This is a genomic window from Enterobacter cloacae complex sp. OE43NF (assembly GCF_023544405.1).
GTDB classification, from domain to species: Bacteria; Pseudomonadota; Gammaproteobacteria; order Enterobacterales; family Enterobacteriaceae; genus Enterobacter; species Enterobacter cloacae.
Genome location: NZ_JAMJFW010000030.1, coordinates 1 through 20,761, shown reverse-complemented (window position 1 = coordinate 20,761; position 20,761 = coordinate 1). Strand labels below are relative to the sequence as shown.

Below are 20,761 nucleotides of genomic sequence, written 5' to 3'. Positions count from 1 at the left end.
CCGGCCTACTACCCGAAACGTAGGCCCGGTAAGCGCAGCGCCACCGGGCACGACAGCTAGTAAAGCGTCTTCTGCGGCGGCCCGGCAAACTTCAGCGCGCCAATTTGTCCCATCCGCACTTCCACTACCGACGGTCCCGGCATAGCCAGCGCTTCCGTCATCACCGCATCAAAATCCTCTGCCCGCTCAACGCTCCATGCCTGCAGGCCAATCGCCTGTGCCAACAGGGTAAAGTCCGGCGTATGCAGCTCGTTATAGTACTGACGGCCACCGAAATACTTGTCCTGTATACCGCGCATCACGCCGTAGCCGCCGTCATTCATGATAAGCAACGTCACGTTGGCCTTCTCCTGCGCCAGCGTCGCCAGTTCGCCCAGATTCAGGCTCAGACCGCCGTCCCCCACCAACCCCACCACTTTGCGTTGTGGGTTGGCAATCGCGGTGCCAATCGCCATCGGCAGGCCCATGCCAATTGCCCCGGCCAGAGAGTGAATATTCATCAGCGGCCCCCTGGCGCGGAACAGTCGGCTGCCCCACAGGCTGCCGGAAACGGTAATATCGCGCACCAGCAGGCCATCTTCAGGTAGCGCTTTCTCTATGGCATCGTTGAGTTGCGCATAGGCGCCGCACTGTTCACGCAGCCCACGTTCTGCCTGTGTCACCGCCTCCTGAACCAGACCATCCCACTGAGCATTCCCCCATTCACGCCCCTGTGCTTTTTCAGCCAGCGCGCTCAGCAACGCTGAGCAGTCGGCTACCAGCGTGTTATCCATCAGATAGTTACGGCTTGCCGCCGCCGGGTCGATATCGATCTGTACGCGCGGAGAAGGCAGTTCGAGCGTCCATGAACGGGTCTCATTGCTGCGCAGACGTGAACCGGCGATCAGCGTAAAGTCACACTGCGCGATCAGCGCTTCAACCGATGGCGAGTTGTGGAATGCCCGCAGGCTGGCGCGATGGCTGTCCGGCAGTACGCCGCGCGCGTGAGTACTGGAGATCACGGTGATACCTGCATCCGCCAGCTTTTTCACTGCGTCCGCGCAGCCCAGCGCACCGCCGCCCAGCCACAGCAGCGGCTGTTTCGCCTGCTTGAGTTGCGCCCAAAGCGCATTAACACTCCCGACATCTACCGGCGAAACCGACGCCGGTTTCACCGGAGCGGTCACCAGCGACAGCGGAATTTTCGCCCCCTGAATATCAATCGGGATCTCCACGGAGACCGGCCCGCACGGCGGTGTCTGCGCCTCCTGAATCGCTTTATGCAAAATCGCTATCGCCTGACTGGCATTGCTGATGCGATACGCCCGTTTTGAGCTGGCCTTCAGGAAAGTCAGCTGGTCGCGGGTTTCATGGATAAACCCGGTGTCGGCATCCAGCCAGGCTTTTTCTACCTGCCCGGTCAGGTGCAGCAGCGGCGTGCAGGCGTTCATCGCCTCCACCAGCGCGCCTACGGCGTTACCCGCGCCCGCGCCGGTGCTGGTCAGCGCCACGCCAAGGCCGGAAAAACGTCCGTGGGCATCAGCCATGGTGACAGACCCCGCTTCGCCGCGTGCCGGTACAAAGCGGATGTTGCCGCGCTGCCCTACTGCATCCGCGATGGGCAGGTTGTGAATAGAGATGACGCCGTAGATGGCCTCAACCTGATACTGCTCCAGCGTTCTGGCGATGGCGTCGCCGACGGTTATCATTTCGCTCATTGCTCACCCTTTCTCAGTCGCACCAGTGGTTGACGCTGTTACCCGTCGCCAGATAAATGCTCTTTTGCTGCATCCAGGCTTTCAGCCCCTGAATGCCCTTCTCGCGGCCCAGACCGCTCTCTTTAAAGCCCCCGAACGGGGTCGAAATCGCAAACACTTTGTAGGTGTTGATCCACACCGTGCCGGCCTCAAGCTGCTCACTTAAGCGCAGTGCGCGCCCGGTATCGCGTGTCCAGATCCCGGCGGCCAGGCCGTAAACCGAGTCGTTGGCCTCGCGGATAAGCGAGGTTTCATCGCGAAACGGCATCGCCACCAGCACCGGGCCAAAGATCTCCTCCTGGCAGACACGGGCGCTGTTGCTCAGCCCTTCGATAATCGTTGGCAGGAAGAAGCTGCCGCTTGCCAGCGTGGGATCGGCCGGGATCTCCCCACCGCACAGCACGCGGCCCCCTTCACGCTTTGCCAGCTCAACGTACGCCTGTACGCTCTGACGATGTTTTTCATTGATCAGCGGCCCAACGTGGACACCGTCGGTAAACGGATGTCCGACGCGCAGACCGCGGGTTAACTCCAGCAGCCGCGCCATCAGCGGGGCGTAAAGGCTCTCGTGGATAAACAGCCGTGAACCGGCGATGCACGCCTGCCCCGCCGAGCTGAAAATGCCGTAGCAGATCCCGCGCGCGGCCTGCTCGATATCCGCATCCTCCAGCACGATAGTCGGCGATTTTCCGCCCAGCTCCAGCGATGCCGGGATCAGTTTTTCCGCCGCCACGTGGGCCAGGTGACGGCCCGTGGTGGTACCGCCGGTAAAGGAAATTTTGCGTACCTTAGGGTGGCGTGCCAGCGCATCGCCAATCACCGAGCCTTTGCCCGGCAGCACGCTCAGCAGTCCGGCGGGCAGCCCGGCCTGTTCAAATATCCGCGCCAGCTCCAGCGCCATCAGCGGCGTGGCTTCGGCGGGCTTGAGGATCACCGCGTTACCCGCGGCAATGGCCGGAGCGACCTTCTGCATCTCGCTGGCAATCGGCGAGTTCCACGGCGTGATGGCCGCCACCACGCCGAGCGGCTCATAGCGGCTCAGGGTCAGTAAATCCGGCTGGCGCGGCGTCGGAAGTTCCCCTTCCAGCAGCTCGCAGGCGGCGGCGAAATAGCGCGCCGTTCCCGCCGCGCTCATTACCAGCCCGCGGGCCTCCGCCAGCGGCTTGCCGTTATCGCGGCTCTGCATCTGCGCCAGCTCGTCGACACGGGATTCAATGAGATCTGCCACCTTGTGCAGGATCTTCGCCCGCATATGCGGCAGGCTGTGGCGCCAGGTGGGATCGCGCCACGCGCGCTCGCCAGCCTCGAACGCATCATGCAGATCGTCGGGACTGGCCGCATTCAACGTCGCGTTGATCGACCCGTCTGCCGGGAAATAGCTCTGCATCGGGTTGCCGCCACCGTGTCGCCACTGGCCGCCGATAAATATCTTCAGATCGTCCATCGTCACTCCTCAGCTCATGGCCAGCTCGCGGCAGGCGCGTACCGCGCTGAGTGCCGCCAGGGTGGAGGTTTTCGGGTTAGAGGCAAGCGGCAGACCGCTTAGCTCCAGATGGAATTCACCAAACGCGCCTTCAACGTGCAGCGTGTGGGTGTTACGTTTCGTTGACGGGTCGACCATCAGCTGTACGCGCGTGTCGTCCATTCCCACGCCGCCGAGCGCCACGGTGGCCGCCACGTTGGCGTTGGCCGGAAACAGTCGTGCCGCCTCGCGGGCGCTGCCTTCAAAAAAGACCTGCGCAGCAGTTACCGAATTAAGATCGATAAGCTGCTCGGCATAGCTGCCGCGCCAGCTGGCCGGGCTTTTACGCGACTGGTAGGTCACGCGCGCCAGCCCGCCCTCTTTTGCCGCCGCCAGCCCGTCGATACCGACTACCGCCCCGGAGAGCAGCGTCAGTCTGCCGCCGGCGTTGAGCAGGCGCTGTTCGAGCGCGCTGTCCGCCAGTGCGCCGGTCGAAATAACCGCCAGATGCCAGCCGCGACGTAAAATGTCCTCACCGTACTGTGCTACCGCCTGCTGGCTGGCGCACTCCAGCACCAGGTCGGGCGTTTGCGCGCATTCCAGCGGTGAGGTCAATGCCACTACCGCATCACCAAGCTGCGCGTGAATCGCCGCATGATGGGCCTCGCGCGCCACAATCCAGCCGATAGCCACGCCAGCGGGCAGGCGCTCAATCACCGCCTGCGCCATGGCGCCAAAACCAATCAACATAATCTTTTTCATGATGTGTCCTTACAGATGGCGGCAAAAGCCGCCGGAAACGTCCAGTGCCGCACCGGTGGTAAACGAAGCCAGCGGCGAGGCGAGGAACAGCAGCGCCTGCGCGGGCTCCTGCGGCTTGCCGAGACGCGCCATCGGAATACCGCGTTTGCGGGCGATCTCCGCCGTCCACTCCGGCCAGCTCTGGCTTTTGTCTGTCCGGTTTTCAAAGCGACGCTGCCACTGCCCGGACTCCACCATGCCCAGCAATATCGAATTCACGCGGATGCCTTTGCCCACCAGCTCTTTTGAGAGCGTCAGTGTCATATTCAACAGCGCAGCGCGGGCGGCAGAGGTGGCAATCATGTGCTCCTCCGGCTGCAGCGCCAGCAGGGAGTTCACGCAGGTGATGGAAGCGATGTCGGACTGCTCCAGCAAAGGCTGAAACGCCTGCACCGGGTTGATCACGCCAAACAGTTTGAGTTCAGCTTCATGCAGCCACGCTTCGCGCGGGGTGTCATGGAAGTGCGCCACGTATCCCTGCCCGGCGTTGTTGATCAGCATGTCCACGGCACCAAAGCGCACCTGAACGGCATCCGCGAAGGCCTGCATCTCGTCAGCGTTCAGCACGTCGCAGCGATAAGAGAAAACCTCCCCGTCGGGGTATTCGTTATGCAGCGCGGCATGGGCGCTGGCGAGGCGATCCGGATCGCGGCCACAGAAGGCCACTTTTGCCCCCTCGCCCAGCAGCAGGCGTAGCGTTTCAAAGCCAATACCAGAAGAACCGCCGGTGACGACCGCTACGCGTCCGTCAATTTGTGCATTCATCGCGCACCTCTTCGTTAATACGTAAAAGCTGTTGGTTAAAAAACGCGTCGTTATCGAGATAGCTGGCATGTCCCGCCTGGGCAATGGCGATAAACGGCATGCCGTAGCGCAGCGCCAGCCCCTGCACCAGCTCGGGTTGCGTGATCGCATCCTGCTCGCCGCACCACACTTCAAAGTTGCCTGAATAGCGCTTCAGCCAGCCATGAATATCGTCGTGCGCCAGCATCCACGCGGCGGCGAGGTAGCCCTCGGGGCGAAGCCTGCGCATGCCCGCTGCCACGGTGGCGATATCCACTTCACGCGCGCCGGGACGCAGCAGTTTTGCGGCGCGGGTCTGCGCGAGGATTTCGCCGCCGAGTGCCATCTGCTGCTCGCGACTGCGCCAGACCTGCTCGCGCTGCTCCGGCGCGTCGCGGCCGTAACCTTGCGCGGCGTCCGCCAGCACCAGATGCAGCACACGATCCGGATATTTCGCCGCAAAGGCGCTGGCAACCAGTGCCCCGAGTGAATGGCCCACCAGCACCGCCTGCCACACGCCAGCCCGGTCAAGCATCGCCGCCAGCGCATCGGCGTAATCCCCCGCGTTCGCCCGTTCCGCGGCCAGCATCGGGCTTTCGCCATAACCGGGCATGTCCCACGCCAGCACGCGAAAACCGTTCAGCGCCATCTGCTTGTGCCAGGAGGCTGCGCCAGAGCTGATCCCGTGCAGCAGCATCAGCGGAATGCCGCTTCCCTGTTCACGAAAACCCGTCATCATGCCCCCTTAGTTCCGCTTCACTTTCGAGAGCGGATGGTCCGCCGGGTAGGTCGGAATTTCCGGCTTGTTGGTGCCCAGCATGACGCACATCAGCGCCTCTTCTTCGCCGTGGTTAAACAGCCCGCGATAGATCCCCGGCGGAACGGAGATCAGGTCACGCTCGCGCAGCACGGTTTCGGTGTAGTTATCGCCGTCCTGGATCATCAGCGTGATCTGCCCTTTGAGCATGAAGAACACCTCTTCCACATCGTCGTGCAGGTGCAGCGGCCCTTCGCACTTCGACGGCAGTACCATGGTGGAAAAGGTAAAATGCTCCGCCTGTACGGTGTTGGTGTCGCTCGCCACGCCGGTAGCACCGGTGCCGATATAGCGCATCTGCGCGCGGCGGTATTTCGGGTCAAAATCGGCCTGGAACTTCAGCGCGTTCCAGTCGTATTTGCGGCCCTCAAAGCGCGCAATACGGGACTCGACCCACTCTTCCATCGTCAGGTGGTCAGGTTTGATGCCAGATGGGTTGGTTACGGTTGAATCAGTCATGACACTCTCCTCAGTAACGTCTCAGCAGCGGCAGTAACAGGACGCAGCCCACCGCCGCCATCACCGCCAGAAAAATCAGCCCGGAATCCATGCTGTGGGTGAAGGCGATAAGCGCGCCCATCACCGCTGGCGACAGCGCGCCCGCAAAGTTTCCCAGCCCGTTGAAAATGCCGCCCGCCGTGGCGCTCACCCTTGGATGGGTAGCCTTTGCCAGCAGGGCGAAAATGTTGGGTGCCCCGGTGCCCCACATGAATGTGCTGAAGCTCATCGCCGCAATGATGGTCAGCGGGGTATCGAGGTGCATTACGGCCGTGAGCCCGACAGCGGCCCCCGCCATGGAGATGAAGCAAGCCGCTGCGCGCTTATCGACCCGGTCAGAGAGCCATGCGCCAATCACTTCCCCCGCCAGCATGGCGATGAACGGCATCGACGACAGCCAGCCCGCATGTTCCAGGTGAATGCCCTTCCCCTTGATCAGGTAGCCCGGCAGCCAGCCGTTAATGCCCCACAGGTAGGTCAGGAAAGCGATGTTAAAGATGCAGATGATCCAGAAGTGCGGGCTGACAAACAGCTCGCGCCGTGCGGCACGCCGTTCGTCCCGGGAGGTCTGTGACGTACCGCTTTTCGCCTCCAGACGGATCCCGCGCAGACCGACGCGCACGAAGATCAGCACCGGTACGGTCAGCATCGCCATCACGAAGAAGGTGCTCTGCCAGCCGAAGGTGTTCAGCAGCCAGAGTGAGAGCGGGAAGCCAATCGCCGCCCCTACCGGCGTGCCCAGCAGCCACAGCATGGTGGCGCGCGCCTGCAGATGCTGTGGGAAGTTGTGGCGCACAATGGCGAAGGCCAGCGGGAACAGCGGCCCCTCCGCCACGCCCAGCAGAATGCGCAGCACGATCATCAGCGTGTAGTTATGGGTAAAGCCCATCGCCACCATCAGCACGCACCACACCACCATCATCCCGGTGAGCAGGCGCAGCGGAGCGATTTTGTCCCCCAGCCCACTGAGAAAGACCGATGAAAAGCCGTAGCTCAACAGGAAGGCGCTCATCAGAATGCCGAGGCGCGTGGTGTCAAAATCGATGCCCATCGCCTGCTGGAAGTGGCCGTCAGAAAACAGCGCGGCAATGCTGATTTTGTCGAAAAACGCCAGCAGCACGCAGGCCAGCAGCGACAGCGGGATGGCCCAGCGCACCGCTTTTTCAGGCGTGCGGGTCCCCTCACCGCTCACCTCAACGGGCGCGGTGTTAGTCTCTAATGTGGTCATGTCTCCCCCTACGGGTGCGGGTTAGCTATCGCAATGACATCAGTGAAAAAGTCGGGTCGGCGAGCGGCACGTCTGATAAATCCCGCCCGGCCGCCATCCAGCGCTTCGCCAGCTTGACGGTGCGCGCATCGTTGAACGCCACCAGTTGCGTCAGGCGCCCGTTTTCGTCCAGCGAGAAGTACAGCGCGTCTTCACGCACTATGGTGCGGCTGCCCGGCTGCGGAATGCCGAGGATCTGAATGTTGTGCTGGTATTGATCCGACCATAGCCACGGCGCGTCGTCATAGCCTGCGGCATCGGGGTTAAGCATCGCTGTTGCCGCCGCCACCGCCTGATTCTGGGCGAAGGCCCAGGACTGAATACACAGGCCGTAATGATGATGCTGTGCCACATCCCCGGCAGCGAAGATGGACGGATCCGACGTGCGGCCCTGCGCATCCACCACGATCCCGCGTTCGGTTTGCAGCCCCGCGTCACGCGCCAGTTCCAGATTGAGATCGACGCCGATCCCTACCACCACCGCATCAAAGGTTTCACGTTTGCCATCACAGTGAATGACCGGCAGGCCGTTATCGTCCTCCAGCTCCAGCGCGCCGCAGCCGGTTCGGATCTCCACGTCCTGCTCACGGTGAATGGTCTCTAAGCGCTGCGATACCTCGCCGCTCACCGAGCGCATGCACAGCGCAGGCTGCTGCTCGAACAGGGTGACCGCGACGCCGCTTTTGCGCGCAGAAGCGGCAATCTCCAGGCCTATCCAGCCGCCGCCCACAATCGCCAGCGTTTGACTTTCCACAAGCCGACGTTTCAGGCGCTGCGCGTCCTGCCAGTGGCGGAGGGTGTAGACCTGCGGATGCACAGACCATGCCTCGCCCGGCAAGCGCGCGCGCCCTCCGGTGGCAATTAAAAGTATGTTGTAACTAAGATGTTCGCCGTTGCTCAAACGCACCGTTTTCGCATTGCGGTCAATCTGCTCCGCGCGCAGCGGACGGTACCAGGTCAGATTCAGCGCCTGCTGAGCCTCTTCAGTAAAGAGTCGCGGAAGCGTCACGTCCGTCTCCAGCAGAGCCGCCTTCGACAGCGGTGGACGTTCATAGAAATCCCACGCCTCTTCCGCCACCACGCAGATCTCACCGTCAAAGCCCTCGTCGCGCAGGGTTTTCGCCGCCCAGCCTCCCGCCTGACCACCACCAATAATGACAATGCGCGACGTCATACCGCCTCCGGTTTTTTCTGCTGGCGGCGCGTGTCGTGATCGATCCCGCCTTCCACCGCCCACTCGGTAAAGGAGACCAGCGAATGCTCCAGCTCGCGCGGCTGCCAGTTTTCCGTCAGGTAGTCGTCATTGGTGTAATACTCGAACGCCCCGCCGGTCGGGCTGTTGACGTACCAGAAGTAGGCTGACGACACCGGATGGCGGCCGGGTCCGATAAACGTGCTCCAGGCGTTTTTGTTCATCGCAATCCCGCCGCCGATCACTTCGTGAATATCGCGCACGGTAAAGGCCACGTGGTTCAGGCCGCGCTTGCGGTTCGGCAGCTGCAGCAGGAACAGGTTGTGATGACCCCCACGCACGCCGCAGCGCAGAAACACGGCGCGGTTGATGTAGCGGTCAGAGACCTGAAAGCCGAGCACCTCGCGGTAAAATGTCTCCACCGCCGCGAGCTCCTCCACGAAGAACACCACGTGCCCCACGTTAATGGGCTGGGCGCGATCGTAAACCGGGCTGGGGGTATCGATACGGCGAGCGTCGCCCCACTGGTTGATCGGCTCAACATTCAGTTCCACCTCGGTCTGCTGGCTGACCTGCACACGCAGCGTCATGCCGTTCGGGTCAAGACACTCCAGGGCATCACCCACTTCGCGAAAGCCGGGCTGCTGCGCAAGCTTCGGGCGCAGCGCATCCAGATCTGACTGTGCGGCAACCGCCCACGTCATGCGGCGCAGGGTGTTGCCCGCTTCAAACGCCGGGGGCAGATCGGGGCTGTCGATCGGGTTAAGTTCCACGCGCGCGCCGCTCAGGGTGGTAAAACGCTGGCCGCTGGCATCGCCCGTCAGGCCAAAATCACGCATAAATTTGGCGCAGTGCGTCAGGTCTTCAACGCCAAATTCCAGCTTTTCAATTCCGGTTACACTCATCTTTCGTTGCCTCATCTGGCCCAAATTGGGCGTAAAACATGCCCGACGCAGCAAAGCGCCTGACGTTAACTCATTGATTTAACTGGCCTGTGATAAATACCCTAAGAAGCCAGAAATTTTGTCCGCCGCCAGACGAACCTCGTTTTGCAGTCGCTCGCGGTCGGCTTGTGGGATCTCTTCCGACGGCACCAGAATGCTCACTACCGCCGCCACGCGATGGCTTCGGTCAAACACCGGATAAACGATGGAGGAGATACCGTGGCGGAAGAAGGATTCACCGATCACGTATCCGCGGGCTTTGTCCTGCTGCACCATCTGCCACAGGGCTTCACGGTCGTGAAGCTGACCCGGTGTGTTGCCCGGCAGGCGCTCCTGCGGGAACAGCTGTTCGAAATCGGCGCGGGAAATATCGGTCAACAGCATGCGGCCAAGCGAGGTGCAGTGCACCGGCAAACGGGTACCAATGCTGACCTGGTTGATGCGTGACCCGGCGGCGCTGACGCGGGCGATGTAGATGATGTCGCGCCCGTCGCGGATCGCCAGATGGCTGCTGCACTGGCTTACGTCGCGCAGCTGTTCAATCACCGGCTGACCCACCTGCGCCACATCCAGCGAGGCGATGTACTCAAAACCCAGACGCAGCACGTTCATGCCGAGCGAGAAGGTATTGGTACGGGTGTTGCGCTCCAGAAAGCCCATATACTCCAGGGTCTGCACCACGCGGTAGGCGGTGGCCTTCGGCATATCCACCAGCCGGTGCAGCTCGGCAAAGGTCAGTTCGCGATGCTGCTCGCCAAAGGCTAACAGCAGCTGCAGGCCACGCTCCAGCCCCGGTACCAGATACTTCACTTCCTGATCGTTTGCCATCATCGCCCTACCTTAGTTAAAGACAAAACCGCCGTTGACCGGGATCAGCTGCCCGGTGATAAACCGCGACAGATCGCTTAACAGCCAGACCACGCTGCCGGTGACATCTTCCGGCTGCTGTGCCCCCGTTAACGCCCGGCCGTTTTCGTAGAGTTGGTGTCGTTCGGCGGGAACATATTCCGTTGCCTCGACGCGAGTCAGCCCCGGCGCGATGGCGTTGATTCGAATACGCTTTTCACCAAGCTCGCGCGCCATTGAGCGGGTCATGGCAATCACGGCCCCTTTGCTGGCGACGTAGGCCATCAGGCGCGGCGCCCCCCAAAGTGCTGTGTCGGACGCCACGTTCACGATCCCTGCGCCATCGCGCAGCAGCGGCACGGCGGCGCGCGTCACCAGCCAGGTGCCTTTGACGTTGACGCGCATTACCCGGTCCCACAGATCCGGGTCGTAATCGAGCATGTTTTTGCCGCCCACGCCGGTCGCCATCGCCGCGTTATTTACCAGCCCGTCAATCTGCCCCTGCTCGCCAATCGCATTGAACACCTGCTCAATGGAGGCCGGATCGGCGAGATCGATAACGTGCGATTCGATCGTAAAACCCTGTGCCCGCAGAGCGTGTGCGCTTTCGGCCAGCTCGCCTTCAAGAATGTCGCACATCACCACCGCGGCACCCTGCTCCGCGCAGGCGCTGGCGAAGTGATAGCCCAGCCCGCGCGCGGCGCCGGTCACCACAATGCGTTTTCCGCTCAGCAGCGCATTCATCAGGCCGCTCCCTGCTGCGCTTCACGCATCGCCAGTTGCTCTTTAGCGGCCTTTTGCATCATGCGGCGCAGGCGCGAGAGGCCGACATCGTGCTGGTACAGGTATTCATGGTCGCGGGCGTTTGGCGCCAGGCTTTCCAGCACCACGCGGTCCTGCTCCAGCACCTCCCAGTGCAGCTTTTCCAGGCGGTTGCGGTACATGAAGCGCCACATATCGCGCTGCCAGCCCTGTACGCGGCGGATACGCCAGAAGAAGACGCGGCAGTTGTCGTTATCTTCCGGCACCACCATGCCAACGATGAAGAAGTGGCCACCCGGTCCGAAACGCTTCTTATAGGGAATGGAGAGTCGCATCCAGCAGGTGCCACTATTGCCCAGCTCCACCCAGTCGAAGTTGACGCCGCTCTGCCCTTTTTTCTCGAAGATAAAGCCGGTCTTCGTCGGCTGCAGGACCATGTCGGCTTTGCGATCCCCTTCCGCCATCGAGTGCGAGGAGGAGTGGAGATACGTACCGTGCATTGGATCCATCACGTTTTCCAGCGCGTACTGGTAGTTACATTTCCAGGCTGCGGTGCAGAGGAAGTTGCTGAAATGTTCCGTGTCGGCGAGTTCATCCGGGAAGGTCAGCTCGTCCGGCTGCTGATCGGCGGTGACGCCAAACCACAGGAAGATGGCACCGTGCGCCTCCTGCACCTGATAGCTGCGCACGCACTGCTGGCCGACCAGCGGACATTTGTCCACGGCGGGCACGTCTTTCACTTCACCGTTTCCCGCCACTTCCACGCCGTGATACCAGCAGGCGATGCGGTCGCCAAGGTTCCAGCCCATCGACAGACGCGCGCCGCGGTGCGGACAGCGGTCTTCCAGCGCCTGCACCTGACCATCTTTATTGCGCCAGACCACAATCTGTTCGCCCAGACGAGTAATGCCCACGGGCGCAGACTGCACTTCCCAGCTCGCCAGCACCGGATACCAGAGGCCACGCAGACCTTTATCGAGATAGTTTTGTACGGTAGTTGTCATCACGTCGTCCTCAGTAGCCGTTAACCTGTAAGAATGCCTGGAAGCTGGCGTCGCTCCATGGCTCGCCCTGCTGGTCATGCATGCGCACCGCGTTCAGCCCGTTGACCAGCTCCGGCAAGGTTTCAACGCCCTGCTCAAAGAGATCTTCCAGCGTGGCGATAAGGCTCATTTCCCAGTTTTCCGGCACCCGGCTGCGGGTCTGCCAGATCAGGTTCTGATACTCACCCGGTTTATGAATGGCGCCGTTCCCGCCCTCTGCCGGGGGCGTAAACTGGCGGCTTTCGGGCAGCGCCGGGTTGAAGTTCAGGATGTCGCTCATGCCACGGTCTCCTCGACAAAAGTAATCTGGATTTGGTTTTCAAATACCCGAACCGGGTAGCGGTTGAGGTTTCGGCCGCCGGGGCCGTGCAGGCACTGGCCGGTTTTGACGTCGAACACCGCCTCGTGCAGCGGGCATTCCACTTTGCCGTCCTCGACAAAGCCCTGACTCAGCAGCGCATAGGCGTGCGGGCATACGTCTTCCAGCGCGTAATATTCGCCGTCGATTAAATAAACGCCGATCTCTTTACCTTCAACGTTGCCGCTAAAAGGGAAATCTTCCTGTACTTGTTCTGCGTCACATACGCCTATCCAGCTCATCACGATCCTCCAGGCTTTTGTTTCATATATGAAACTCTGTTTCTTATTTAATACGGTCAATATAAAAGCGATGAATGTTTCGTCAAGCGTCAATGTGACGAATTTGTTAATCAATCGACAATTAATAAGCTAAGTGTGCAAGGGATCACGAAAAAATGCAGCGATATGAAATTTTCATTATTAAGGCGTGAATGAATACGTTTTAGTGATGAACTCAAAGCGCAAATAAAAAACATTGACTTCTTTTCTTTTTCTTCCTTAAAAATAAACAACTGAAAAAGCATCGTGTTTCACCCATGAAACTCATTTAAAAATACATCTTTAAAAACAACAAGTTTCACTGGTGAACCATTTTACATCCGTGACAATCACATTGATAAAAATATAAATGCGAGAACGCATAAGGCGGGCAATATGACGGCAAGATGGCAAGGCACAATTGCACTGTTATTTCTCATTATTATTTCCTACATTGACCGGGTAAATATCTCGGTGATGATTTTAAACCCGGAATTTGCCGAACATTTTCAGTTAAATGAAAACAGAATGTTACAGGGAATGTTAATGACCTGCTTTCTTCTGGGTTATGGATTATCGGCTTTATTATTAACACCGGTTATCGAAAGCAAACTGCATTATCGACATGGATTATTAAGCAGCATTGCGATTTGGGCTCTGGTCTGCGCCATTTCTCCCTTACTCGGATCGCTAATGGGAATGCTCATCGCCCGTGTGATTCTGGGGATCGCTGAGGGACCGCTCTTTTCACTGAAAACCCGCTTTATCGGCGATAACTTTCGTGCGGAAGAGGTTGGCAAACCCAACGCCGTGACCGCACTGGGCGTCTCACTCGGTCTGGCCGTGGGCTTTCCGCTGGTGACCTGGCTGATGGCCCATCTGGGCTGGGCCGGATCGTTTTATGCGCTGGCGGCAATCAACCTGGTGCTCGGTGGCGGCCTGATCTGGCGTTTCCTGCCGGCACCGCGCGGTACAGTAAAAATGCACAAACGGGGGCTCGCAGAGACAGTGATGCTTGCGTGGCAAACCCCGCTGTTGGGCTGGATCCTGCTGGTTGAAATCGCCACGCTGAGCTATCTCTGGGGGAGCAGCGCCTGGCTCCCGGCGTGGCTACGCGACGAACATCACTTCTCGCTGCACGCCACGGGCATGCTCGCGGCCATCCCCTTCCTGTTGAGCCTGGGCTCAAAATTCCTTGGCGGGGTACTGCTCGATAAAATGCGACCGGAACAGGCACCGCTGCTGTTTGTCGCGGGCGGGGCGCTGACGGCGTTATCCGTGATCGCGCTGATGCTCAGCCATCAGCCTGCCTGGCTGGCGCTGTTTATGCTGTCGGCTAACGTCTTCTGGGGACTTCAGGGCGCGGCCATTCCGGCGGTGATCCAACATCACGCCCCGCGGGAGGCGGTGGGAAGCGCGTACGGCATCATTAATGGGATCGGCAATATCTGTGCCGCCTTTATTCCACTGCTGATGGGGATGGTGATGAGATCGGTGGGGTCGGTCAGCTCTGGCTTTTCCGTGCTGGTGGTGTCGCAGATTATCACCCTGCTGGCGGGGGGAATGTTGCTGCTGCGCATGCGTCGCGCAGCAGCACTCAGCGCGTAAGGCTTATTCGCCTTTTTTCGCAGCCTGGATATAGAGCATTTCCAGTGCCAGGGTCGCCGCGGCCAGCGCGGTGATCTCGGACTGGTCATAGGCAGGCGCCACTTCCACCACGTCCATCCCGACAATGTTCAGATCCTTCAGGCCGCGAACCAGTTTGATGGCGCGGTCTGAGGTCAGCCCGCCGATCACCGGCGTACCGGTACCCGGGGCAAACGCCGGATCCAGACAGTCGATGTCGAAGGTCAGGTACACCGGCATATCACCGACGATCTGCTTAACCTGCGCGATGATGTCATCCACGCCGCGATCGTTCACCTGACAGGCGTCCAGCACGGTGAAGCCGTTGTCTTTGTCAAACTCGGTACGGATACCGATCTGCACGGAGTGGTTAGGATCGATCAGACCTTCGTTCGGTGCGGTGTAGAACATGGTACCGTGGTCGAACTCGCAGCCGTTCGCGTAGGTGTCGGTGTGCGCATCGAAGTGCACCAGCGCCATTTTACCGAAGTGTTTCGCGTGGGCGCGCAGCAGCGGCAGGGTCACGAAGTGGTCGCCACCGAAGGAGAGCATGCGTTTACCGGCAGCCAGCAGTTTCTCGGCGTGGGCCTGCAGCTTTTCGCTCATTTCACGGGCGTCACCGAAGGCGTACACCAGGTCACCGCAGTCCACCACGTTCAGGCGTTCGCGCATGTCGAAGTTCCACGGGAAGCGGTTATGCTCCCAGGCCAGGTTGGTGGAAACCTGACGGATCGCCGCCGGGCCGTGACGACCGCCCGCACGGCCTGATGTGGCCATATCAAACGGCACGCCGGTGATCACCCAGTCAGCATCGCTGTCGTACGGCTGGAAGTTCATCGGAAGGCGTAAAAAACCAAACGCGTTAGATACCAGAGAGTTGTCGTACTGATGACCTAAAGTGCTCATGTCCTGACCTCTTTTAAAGTCGATGCGTTAAAAACAGATGAAAAAAAATCCCCTCCGCGTCGTTAAACCCGACGAGGAAGGGATTGATTCGTAAATCGCTTATTGGGGCGAATTATCGCCGTTAATTCATACGGGTTCAAGTGAGTATAGGGCATTGTGCGGCCTTTGCCCCTCACCCCGGCCCTCTCCCACAGGGAGAGGGAGGTCAACCTACTCGTCTTCCAGGTACGTGTACCCGTACAGACCCGCTTCAAACTCTTCCAGGAACTGCTGCTGCAGCGCGTCATCCAGACCGGTGTTTTTCACCTGATCGCGGAATTGCGTCAGCAGGGTTTTCGGATCCAGCTGCACGTATTCCAGCATGTCCGCCACGGTGTCACCTTCGTCAGACAGCTCCACTTCCACGCTGCCGTCAGGGAAGACAAACACGTCAACCGCTTCGGTATCACCGAACAGGTTATGCATGTTGCCAAGGATCTCCTGATACGCGCCGACCATAAAGAAGCCCAGCATTGGCGGGTTCTCCGGGTCGTATTCCGGCATTGGCATGGTCGTTGCGATACCGTCGCCGTCAACATAGTGGTCGATGGCACCGTCGGAGTCACAGGTGATGTCCAGCAGCACCGCACGACGTTCCGGGGCGTGATTCAGCCCTTCCAGCGGCAGAACCGGGAACAGCTGATCGATACCCCAGGCATCCGGCATCGACTGGAACAGCGAGAAGTTGACGTAAATCTTGTCCGCCATACGTTCCTGCAATTCGTCGATAATCGGACGGTGCGCACGGTTGCTCGGGTCCAGCTGTTTCTGCACTTCATGGCACATGTTCAGATAAAGCTGCTCGGCCCACGCGCGCTCCTGCAGGCTAAAGGTGCCTGAAGAGTAGCCGACGTGGATATCATGCAGGTCCATCTGGCTGTCGTGCAGCCATTCGCGCAGTGAACGGCGCGTGCCCGGCTCGTGCATCTCCTGCCAGGTTTCCCACATGCTTTGTAGCGAACGCGGGGCATCGTCTTGCGGAGGCGTCGCTTCGGTGATTTCGCTGCGCTCAACGCCGATGATGTTAGAGACCAGCACCGTATGGTGCGCGGTCACCGCGCGGCCAGACTCGGTGATCACCGTCGGGTGCGGCAGGCCGTGCTCTTCACAGGCATCGCCAATCGCCCAGATAATGTTGTTCGCGTATTCGTTCAGGCCGTAGTTCACGGAGCAGTCGGACTGCGAGCGGGTACCTTCATAGTCCACGCCCAGGCCGCCACCCACGTCAAAGCACTGAATATTGACGCCGAGCTTGTGCAGCTCAACGTAGAAACGCGCTGACTCACGCACGCCGGTGGCGATATCACGAATGTTGGCCATCTGCGAACCGAGGTGGAAGTGCAGCAGCTGAATGCTGTCCAGACGACCGCGCTCGCGCAGAATTTCCACCAGCTGCAGTACCTGGTTTGCCGCCAGACCGAATTTAGATTTTTCGCCGCCGGAGGACTGCCATTTACCGGAACCCTGCGAGGCCAGACGCGCACGCACGCCAAGACGTGGCACCACGTTCAGGCGCTCGGCTTCTTCCAGCACGATGGCGATTTCTGTCATCTTCTCGATAACCAGATAGACCTTATGGCCCATTTTCTCGCCAATCAGCGCCAGACGAATGTATTCACGGTCTTTATAGCCGTTACAGACGATCACTGAACGGGTCATGCCCGCATGCGCCAGTACGGCCATCAGCTCTGCTTTTGAACCCGCTTCCAGGCCCAGCGGTTCGCCGGAGTGGATCAGGGATTCAATGACGCGGCGGTGCTGGTTCACCTTGATGGGGTAAACCAGGAAGTAGTCGCCTTTGTAACCGTAAGATTCACGCGCGCGTTTGAACGCGGCGTTAATAGAACGCAGACGGTGTTGCAGGATCTGCGGGAAGCAGAACAGTGCAGGCAAACGCTGGCCCTGCGCCTCACGTGCTTTCACCAGTTTGGCGAGATCCACGCGCGCTTCAGGGACGTCCGGGTCCGGGCAGACGCTGATGTGGCCCAGCTCGTTGACGTCGTAGTAGTTATTGCCCCACCAGGCAATATTGTAAGTGCGCAGCATCTTGCTGGCTTCCTGGGAGCTCATCGCAACCTCCTGCATGGAACGTAGTACACCCTGTTCGCCCGCTGACGAAGGCGAAAAAGAAGACATGTCGTCAGACATAGCGAACCTCAACTCTTTGTATTAAGTGTAAAACAGTTGACTACTATCGCAGCGTTATACGGCGATAACAACCCATAAACGGCTCCGTTTCCCAGCAGAGTATGCTGAAATCCAGACCGTGCGACCGGTTTCTTATTCATATCATTGTAAAACACGTATCCGAACTCTGTATGACAAGGTTCGGCGAAACCACGAGAAAACTCTTGTATTAACAAGAGCGCCCTTGTTCAGTTTTCACAAAGCGTGACCGGCCCTGGAATCCTGAGAAGCGCCGAGATGGGTATAACATCGGCAGGTTTGCAGACTAGAAATGCGGGTTGCGGGAATCAAATGCGCGCCAGAACGGCTGCGCTGAATTAGCGGAAAACGATGGTTCATTATCTCGTATCACCTCCACGGCCGCCTCTGCTGAAACGGACCACAAGCCAAAGCTAAAAGTTCACTGCTTAACCCGGCTGGAAGTGGCGACACGATGAGTTCATCGAGCGCTTTTTTGGTATGAGCCGCGCGCCGCGTTTTATACCGAGAACAGGGGTAAAAAGCAAAAGATAAATACGCGGGTTGCCAGGAGCGTCAGGAAAAATTTCCAGTAATGAATTCAACTCAGTGAGAGCGTTGTCAAAAAAAACTGGAAATCGGGCGAAGAAGTGACCTAAAATAGCCATCCAGATGTTAATCCATCTATACTGATTAACACTCATACTGCCAGTGTCAAAAAACCTGCGGCCTTGGTAGAATTATCTCCTTTGGCTATTCCACACAGCAGCTTGAGCTAACCAAATTCCTCTTAGGTGAAATAAAACATGGCAAAACACCTGTTTACGTCCGAGTCCGTATCAGAAGGACATCCTGATAAAATTGCTGACCAAATCTCCGATGCGGTGCTGGATGCGATCCTGACTCAGGATCCGAAAGCGCGCGTAGCGTGTGAAACCTATGTCAAAACCGGCATGGTTCTGGTTGGCGGTGAGATCACCACCAGCGCATGGGTTGATATCGAAGAGATCACCCGTAACACGGTACGTGAGATCGGTTATGTACATTCTGATATGGGCTTTGATGCCAATTCCTGCGCGGTTCTGAGCGCAATTGGTAAACAGTCTCCAGACATCAACCAGGGCGTTGACCGTGCCGATCCGCTGGAACAGGGCGCGGGCGACCAGGGTCTGATGTTCGGCTATGCAACCAACGAAACCGACGTGCTGATGCCAGCACCGGTGACCTACGCGCACCGTCTGGTGCAGCGCCAGGCTGAAGTGCGTAAAAACGGCACCCTGCCATGGCTGCGCCCGGATGCAAAAAGCCAGGTGACCTTCCAGTACGACGACGGCAAAATCGTCGGCATTGACGCGGTGGTTCTGTCTACCCAGCATGCCGAAGATATCGATCAGAAATCCCTGCAGGAAGCAGTGATGGAAGAGATCATCAAGCCTGTTCTGCCAACCGAATGGCTGAGCAGCGCAACCAAATACTTCATCAACCCAACCGGACGCTTTGTGATTGGCGGCCCAATGGGTGACTGCGGTCTGACCGGTCGTAAAATCATCGTTGATACCTACGGCGGCATGGCGCGTCACGGTGGCGGTGCATTCTCCGGTAAAGATCCATCAAAAGTGGACCGTTCTGCTGCTTACGCTGCACGCTATGTGGCGAAAAACATCGTTGCTGCAGGCCTGGCTGACCGCTGTGAGATCCAGGTTTCCTACGCCATCGGCGTGGCAGAGCCAACCTCCATCATGGTTGAAACCTTCGGTACTGAAAAAGTGCCTTCAGAACAGCTGACCCTGCTGGTGCGCGAGTTCTTCGACCTGCGTCCATACGGCCTGATTCAGATGCTGGATCTGCTGCACCCAATCTACAAAGAAACCGCAGCATACGGTCACTTTGGTCGCGAACATTTCCCATGGGAAAAAACCGACAAAGCCGCTCTGCTGCGTGAAGCTGCCGGTTTGAAGTAATCGACTACCCGCTGCTTAAACAGGCCAGCCTTTGTTTATATACAGTTAACTTAAATGTGTATAAAGTGTACTAAAGCAGATGGATCTGCTTTTTTTTCACCCCAAAACTAAGCAAAGTATACAGTGTGTATTGTGTATTCTACTTAAAGGAAAACATGATTTGTCATCAGTTAAAGTCAGGGCAACGATTGTAGAAGATAACACTGGTATCAAAAGCCAAATCCCTATCCTTCTGACAGAGCAGGGAGAGTTGAGTGTGGTAACAGATTACCTGCTTAAGTTAGAAGCCGACGATGTAAGCCACTCGGTAATGAATGGGGTCCTCCAGGCTGTGTCCTTATTGCTGGATTACATGGAGGCAAATAGAGGCGACTTTGACGACCCAATGCTGCTCTTCCAGACTTTTTCTAAGCGTTTATATACTGGAACGATTGGCGAGAATGGGATTGACCCTTCAGGTTTGTATTGGGTGCCGGCCTCAACCAGTAACGTGAATAAACATATTCAACGACTGACTGCCTTCACCGACTGGCTGGCACACAAACAAGGTGTAGAGTCTGTGAATCCGTTGTGTGAAGCGACCCGGCATGAACAGAGGTTAAATTACGCCGCATGGTATCGCAAAAATCAGAACGATTTTTTAGGTCATATTGAAGATAAAACTGTTAACAAAACCATCCGTAAGGCGAGAACGATCAAAGGCCGTACTCCTCTCACAATAGCTGAACATGATGCTATAGCATTTCCCGAAATGCACTGGGAAAAATTCTATATGTGTGGTGTTGGTGGCTCTGGCGATCCACGAGTGGCACTAAGAGATAAATTAATTCTTCTGCTTATGCACGGTGGTGGGGTGCGCGAAAGTGAGGCGTTAACACTTTGGGTGACGGATGTATTTGAAGACCCGTATAACCCAGACAGTGCTGTGGTCAGGATCTATAACGAGACTGATGGTAAGGCCCCTGAAGGTTGGCGTAATCGCTCTGGTGCATCAACCAGAGCGGCATATTTAAAAGAACAATATGCCCGGATACCACGACAACGAATGAAAGGAACTGCCCGACTTGGCTGGAAGAACCGCGTGGTTGATCATAAAGATAATTACCTACAGGTTCAGTGGTTTCCTGCCGACTATGGAAAAGTGTTTATGTCACTCTGGAAAAACTATCAAAAGTATCGCGCCAGTATCGACTGTCACCACCCTTATGCATTCATTTCTTTTCATCACAGCGCCCTCGGTAACCCTTACACAATTTCCGCTTTTCATGACAACTACATCAATGGATTAAAACGAATTGGTTTAGAACCAAACAGT

Annotated in this window: 21 protein-coding genes; 3 read left to right on the top strand and 18 right to left on the bottom strand. The window is 58.2% G+C overall.

Going from position 1 to position 20,761, the window contains the following annotated elements; translation table 11 throughout:
• Positions 1–56 precede the first annotated feature (56 nt).
• The 14 genes from M8370_RS14855 to M8370_RS14790 all read right to left on the bottom strand — a co-directional run bounded on the left by M8370_RS14855 (position 57) and on the right by M8370_RS14790 (position 12,751).
• Positions 57–1,697, bottom strand: coding sequence for a thiamine pyrophosphate-binding protein (locus M8370_RS14855; protein WP_045293234.1), 1,641 nt, complete (start codon positions 1,695–1,697; stop codon positions 57–59).
• 13 nt (positions 1,698–1,710) lie between these two features.
• Entirely contained in the window at positions 1,711–3,180 is a 1,470-nt protein-coding gene (locus tag M8370_RS14850; RefSeq protein ID WP_250021248.1) for an aldehyde dehydrogenase, read from the bottom strand.
• A gap of 9 nt (positions 3,181–3,189) precedes the next feature.
• Entirely contained in the window at positions 3,190–3,960 is a 771-nt protein-coding gene (locus M8370_RS14845; RefSeq protein WP_250021247.1) for an aspartate dehydrogenase, read from the bottom strand.
• A gap of 9 nt (positions 3,961–3,969) precedes the next feature.
• Entirely contained in the window at positions 3,970–4,764 is a 795-nt protein-coding gene (locus M8370_RS14840; RefSeq protein ID WP_020687070.1) for an SDR family oxidoreductase, read from the bottom strand.
• Entirely contained in the window at positions 4,748–5,518 is a 771-nt protein-coding gene (locus tag M8370_RS14835; protein WP_250021252.1) for an alpha/beta fold hydrolase, read from the bottom strand. Before M8370_RS14835 ends, M8370_RS14840 begins: the two co-directional genes overlap by 17 nt.
• Positions 5,519–5,527: 9 nt before the next feature.
• Entirely contained in the window at positions 5,528–6,058 is a 531-nt protein-coding gene (locus tag M8370_RS14830; protein WP_013098646.1) for a cupin domain-containing protein, read from the bottom strand.
• 10 nt (positions 6,059–6,068) lie between these two features.
• Positions 6,069–7,325: an MFS transporter gene (locus M8370_RS14825; protein ID WP_250021246.1), complete on the bottom strand. Its 1,257-nt coding sequence runs from the start codon at positions 7,323–7,325 to the stop codon at positions 6,069–6,071.
• Positions 7,326–7,350: 25 nt separating this feature from the next.
• Positions 7,351–8,538 (bottom strand): NAD(P)/FAD-dependent oxidoreductase, encoded by a 1,188-nt coding sequence (locus tag M8370_RS14820; RefSeq protein ID WP_250021245.1) that lies wholly within the window; start codon positions 8,536–8,538, stop codon positions 7,351–7,353.
• A complete protein-coding gene (locus tag M8370_RS14815; RefSeq protein WP_020687066.1) occupies positions 8,535–9,461 on the bottom strand; it encodes a VOC family protein in 927 nt (308 codons plus the stop codon). Before M8370_RS14815 ends, M8370_RS14820 begins: the two co-directional genes overlap by 4 nt.
• 78 nt (positions 9,462–9,539) lie before the next feature.
• Entirely contained in the window at positions 9,540–10,328 is a 789-nt protein-coding gene (locus M8370_RS14810; RefSeq protein WP_028028063.1) for an IclR family transcriptional regulator, read from the bottom strand.
• Between the two features lie 12 nt (positions 10,329–10,340).
• Entirely contained in the window at positions 10,341–11,090 is a 750-nt protein-coding gene (locus M8370_RS14805) for an SDR family oxidoreductase (RefSeq protein WP_013098651.1), read from the bottom strand.
• Complete coding sequence (locus M8370_RS14800; RefSeq protein WP_013098652.1) at positions 11,090–12,112, bottom strand: Rieske 2Fe-2S domain-containing protein; 1,023 nt, start codon at positions 12,110–12,112, stop codon at positions 11,090–11,092. Before M8370_RS14800 ends, M8370_RS14805 begins: the two co-directional genes overlap by 1 nt.
• 10 nt (positions 12,113–12,122) lie before the next feature.
• Positions 12,123–12,431 carry a recombinase-like helix-turn-helix domain-containing protein gene (locus tag M8370_RS14795; RefSeq protein ID WP_020687064.1) on the bottom strand — a complete coding sequence of 103 codons (309 nt, stop codon included), beginning with the start codon at positions 12,429–12,431 and terminating at the stop codon, positions 12,123–12,125.
• Complete coding sequence (locus M8370_RS14790; RefSeq protein ID WP_013098654.1) at positions 12,428–12,751, bottom strand: Rieske (2Fe-2S) protein; 324 nt, start codon at positions 12,749–12,751, stop codon at positions 12,428–12,430. Before M8370_RS14790 ends, M8370_RS14795 begins: the two co-directional genes overlap by 4 nt.
• Before the next feature lie 414 nt (positions 12,752–13,165).
• On the opposite strand from M8370_RS14790, the gene M8370_RS14785 reads away from it, so the two are divergent.
• Entirely contained in the window at positions 13,166–14,377 is a 1,212-nt protein-coding gene (locus M8370_RS14785; RefSeq protein WP_250021244.1) for an MFS transporter, read from the top strand.
• Between the two features lie 3 nt (positions 14,378–14,380).
• On the opposite strand, the gene speB is transcribed toward M8370_RS14785, so the two are convergent.
• The 4 genes from speB to yqgG all read right to left on the bottom strand — a co-directional run bounded on the left by speB (position 14,381) and on the right by yqgG (position 17,866).
• Positions 14,381–15,301, bottom strand: coding sequence for an agmatinase (gene speB / locus M8370_RS14780; protein ID WP_002434404.1), 921 nt, complete (start codon positions 15,299–15,301; stop codon positions 14,381–14,383).
• Positions 15,302–15,511: 210 nt separating this feature from the next.
• Positions 15,512–17,488, bottom strand: a complete 1,977-nt coding sequence (gene speA / locus M8370_RS14775) for a biosynthetic arginine decarboxylase (protein ID WP_014833212.1) — start codon at positions 17,486–17,488, stop codon at positions 15,512–15,514.
• 8 nt (positions 17,489–17,496) lie between these two features.
• Positions 17,497–17,628: an acid stress response protein YqgB gene (gene yqgB, locus M8370_RS14770; protein WP_127312443.1), complete on the bottom strand. Its 132-nt coding sequence runs from the start codon at positions 17,626–17,628 to the stop codon at positions 17,497–17,499.
• A gap of 94 nt (positions 17,629–17,722) precedes the next feature.
• On the bottom strand, positions 17,723–17,866 hold the full coding sequence (gene yqgG, locus M8370_RS23640; RefSeq protein ID WP_418250466.1) for a small protein YqgG: 144 nt from the start codon (positions 17,864–17,866) through the stop codon (positions 17,723–17,725).
• A gap of 425 nt (positions 17,867–18,291) precedes the next feature.
• On the opposite strand from yqgG, the gene metK reads away from it, so the two are divergent.
• Both metK and gmtY read left to right on the top strand, forming a co-directional pair.
• Entirely contained in the window at positions 18,292–19,446 is a 1,155-nt protein-coding gene (gene metK, locus M8370_RS14765; protein WP_013098658.1) for a methionine adenosyltransferase, read from the top strand.
• 160 nt (positions 19,447–19,606) lie between these two features.
• Positions 19,607–20,761 (top strand): gamma-mobile-trio recombinase GmtY (gene gmtY, locus M8370_RS14760; protein ID WP_250021243.1); only part of this gene is annotated, 1,155 nt, incomplete at its 3' end.

Bases quoted from the DNA above. Each gene is read 5' to 3' on its own strand.
- speA (WP_014833212.1), bottom strand. From the start codon at position 17,488: ATGTCTGACGACATGTCTTCTTTTTCGCCTTCGTCAGCGGGCGAACAG.
- M8370_RS14835 (WP_250021252.1), bottom strand. From the start codon at position 5,518: ATGACGGGTTTTCGTGAACAGGGAAGCGGCATTCCGCTGATGCTGCTG.
- M8370_RS14805 (WP_013098651.1), bottom strand. From the start codon at position 11,090: ATGAATGCGCTGCTGAGCGGAAAACGCATTGTGGTGACCGGCGCCGCG.
- M8370_RS14830 (WP_013098646.1), bottom strand. From the start codon at position 6,058: ATGACTGATTCAACCGTAACCAACCCATCTGGCATCAAACCTGACCAC.
- metK (WP_013098658.1), top strand. From the start codon at position 18,292: ATGGCAAAACACCTGTTTACGTCCGAGTCCGTATCAGAAGGACATCCT.
- M8370_RS14820 (WP_250021245.1), bottom strand. From the start codon at position 8,538: ATGACGTCGCGCATTGTCATTATTGGTGGTGGTCAGGCGGGAGGCTGG.
- M8370_RS14785 (WP_250021244.1), top strand. From the start codon at position 13,166: ATGACGGCAAGATGGCAAGGCACAATTGCACTGTTATTTCTCATTATT.
- M8370_RS14790 (WP_013098654.1), bottom strand. From the start codon at position 12,751: ATGAGCTGGATAGGCGTATGTGACGCAGAACAAGTACAGGAAGATTTC.
- M8370_RS14855 (WP_045293234.1), bottom strand. From the start codon at position 1,697: ATGAGCGAAATGATAACCGTCGGCGACGCCATCGCCAGAACGCTGGAG.
- M8370_RS14845 (WP_250021247.1), bottom strand. From the start codon at position 3,960: ATGAAAAAGATTATGTTGATTGGTTTTGGCGCCATGGCGCAGGCGGTG.
- M8370_RS14825 (WP_250021246.1), bottom strand. From the start codon at position 7,325: ATGACCACATTAGAGACTAACACCGCGCCCGTTGAGGTGAGCGGTGAG.
- M8370_RS14800 (WP_013098652.1), bottom strand. From the start codon at position 12,112: ATGACAACTACCGTACAAAACTATCTCGATAAAGGTCTGCGTGGCCTC.
- speB (WP_002434404.1), bottom strand. From the start codon at position 15,301: ATGAGCACTTTAGGTCATCAGTACGACAACTCTCTGGTATCTAACGCG.
- yqgG (WP_418250466.1), bottom strand. From the start codon at position 17,866: ATGAACCATCGTTTTCCGCTAATTCAGCGCAGCCGTTCTGGCGCGCAT.
- M8370_RS14850 (WP_250021248.1), bottom strand. From the start codon at position 3,180: ATGGACGATCTGAAGATATTTATCGGCGGCCAGTGGCGACACGGTGGC.
- M8370_RS14815 (WP_020687066.1), bottom strand. From the start codon at position 9,461: ATGAGTGTAACCGGAATTGAAAAGCTGGAATTTGGCGTTGAAGACCTG.
- M8370_RS14840 (WP_020687070.1), bottom strand. From the start codon at position 4,764: ATGAATGCACAAATTGACGGACGCGTAGCGGTCGTCACCGGCGGTTCT.
- yqgB (WP_127312443.1), bottom strand. From the start codon at position 17,628: ATGAATAAGAAACCGGTCGCACGGTCTGGATTTCAGCATACTCTGCTG.
- M8370_RS14795 (WP_020687064.1), bottom strand. From the start codon at position 12,431: ATGAGCGACATCCTGAACTTCAACCCGGCGCTGCCCGAAAGCCGCCAG.
- M8370_RS14810 (WP_028028063.1), bottom strand. From the start codon at position 10,328: ATGGCAAACGATCAGGAAGTGAAGTATCTGGTACCGGGGCTGGAGCGT.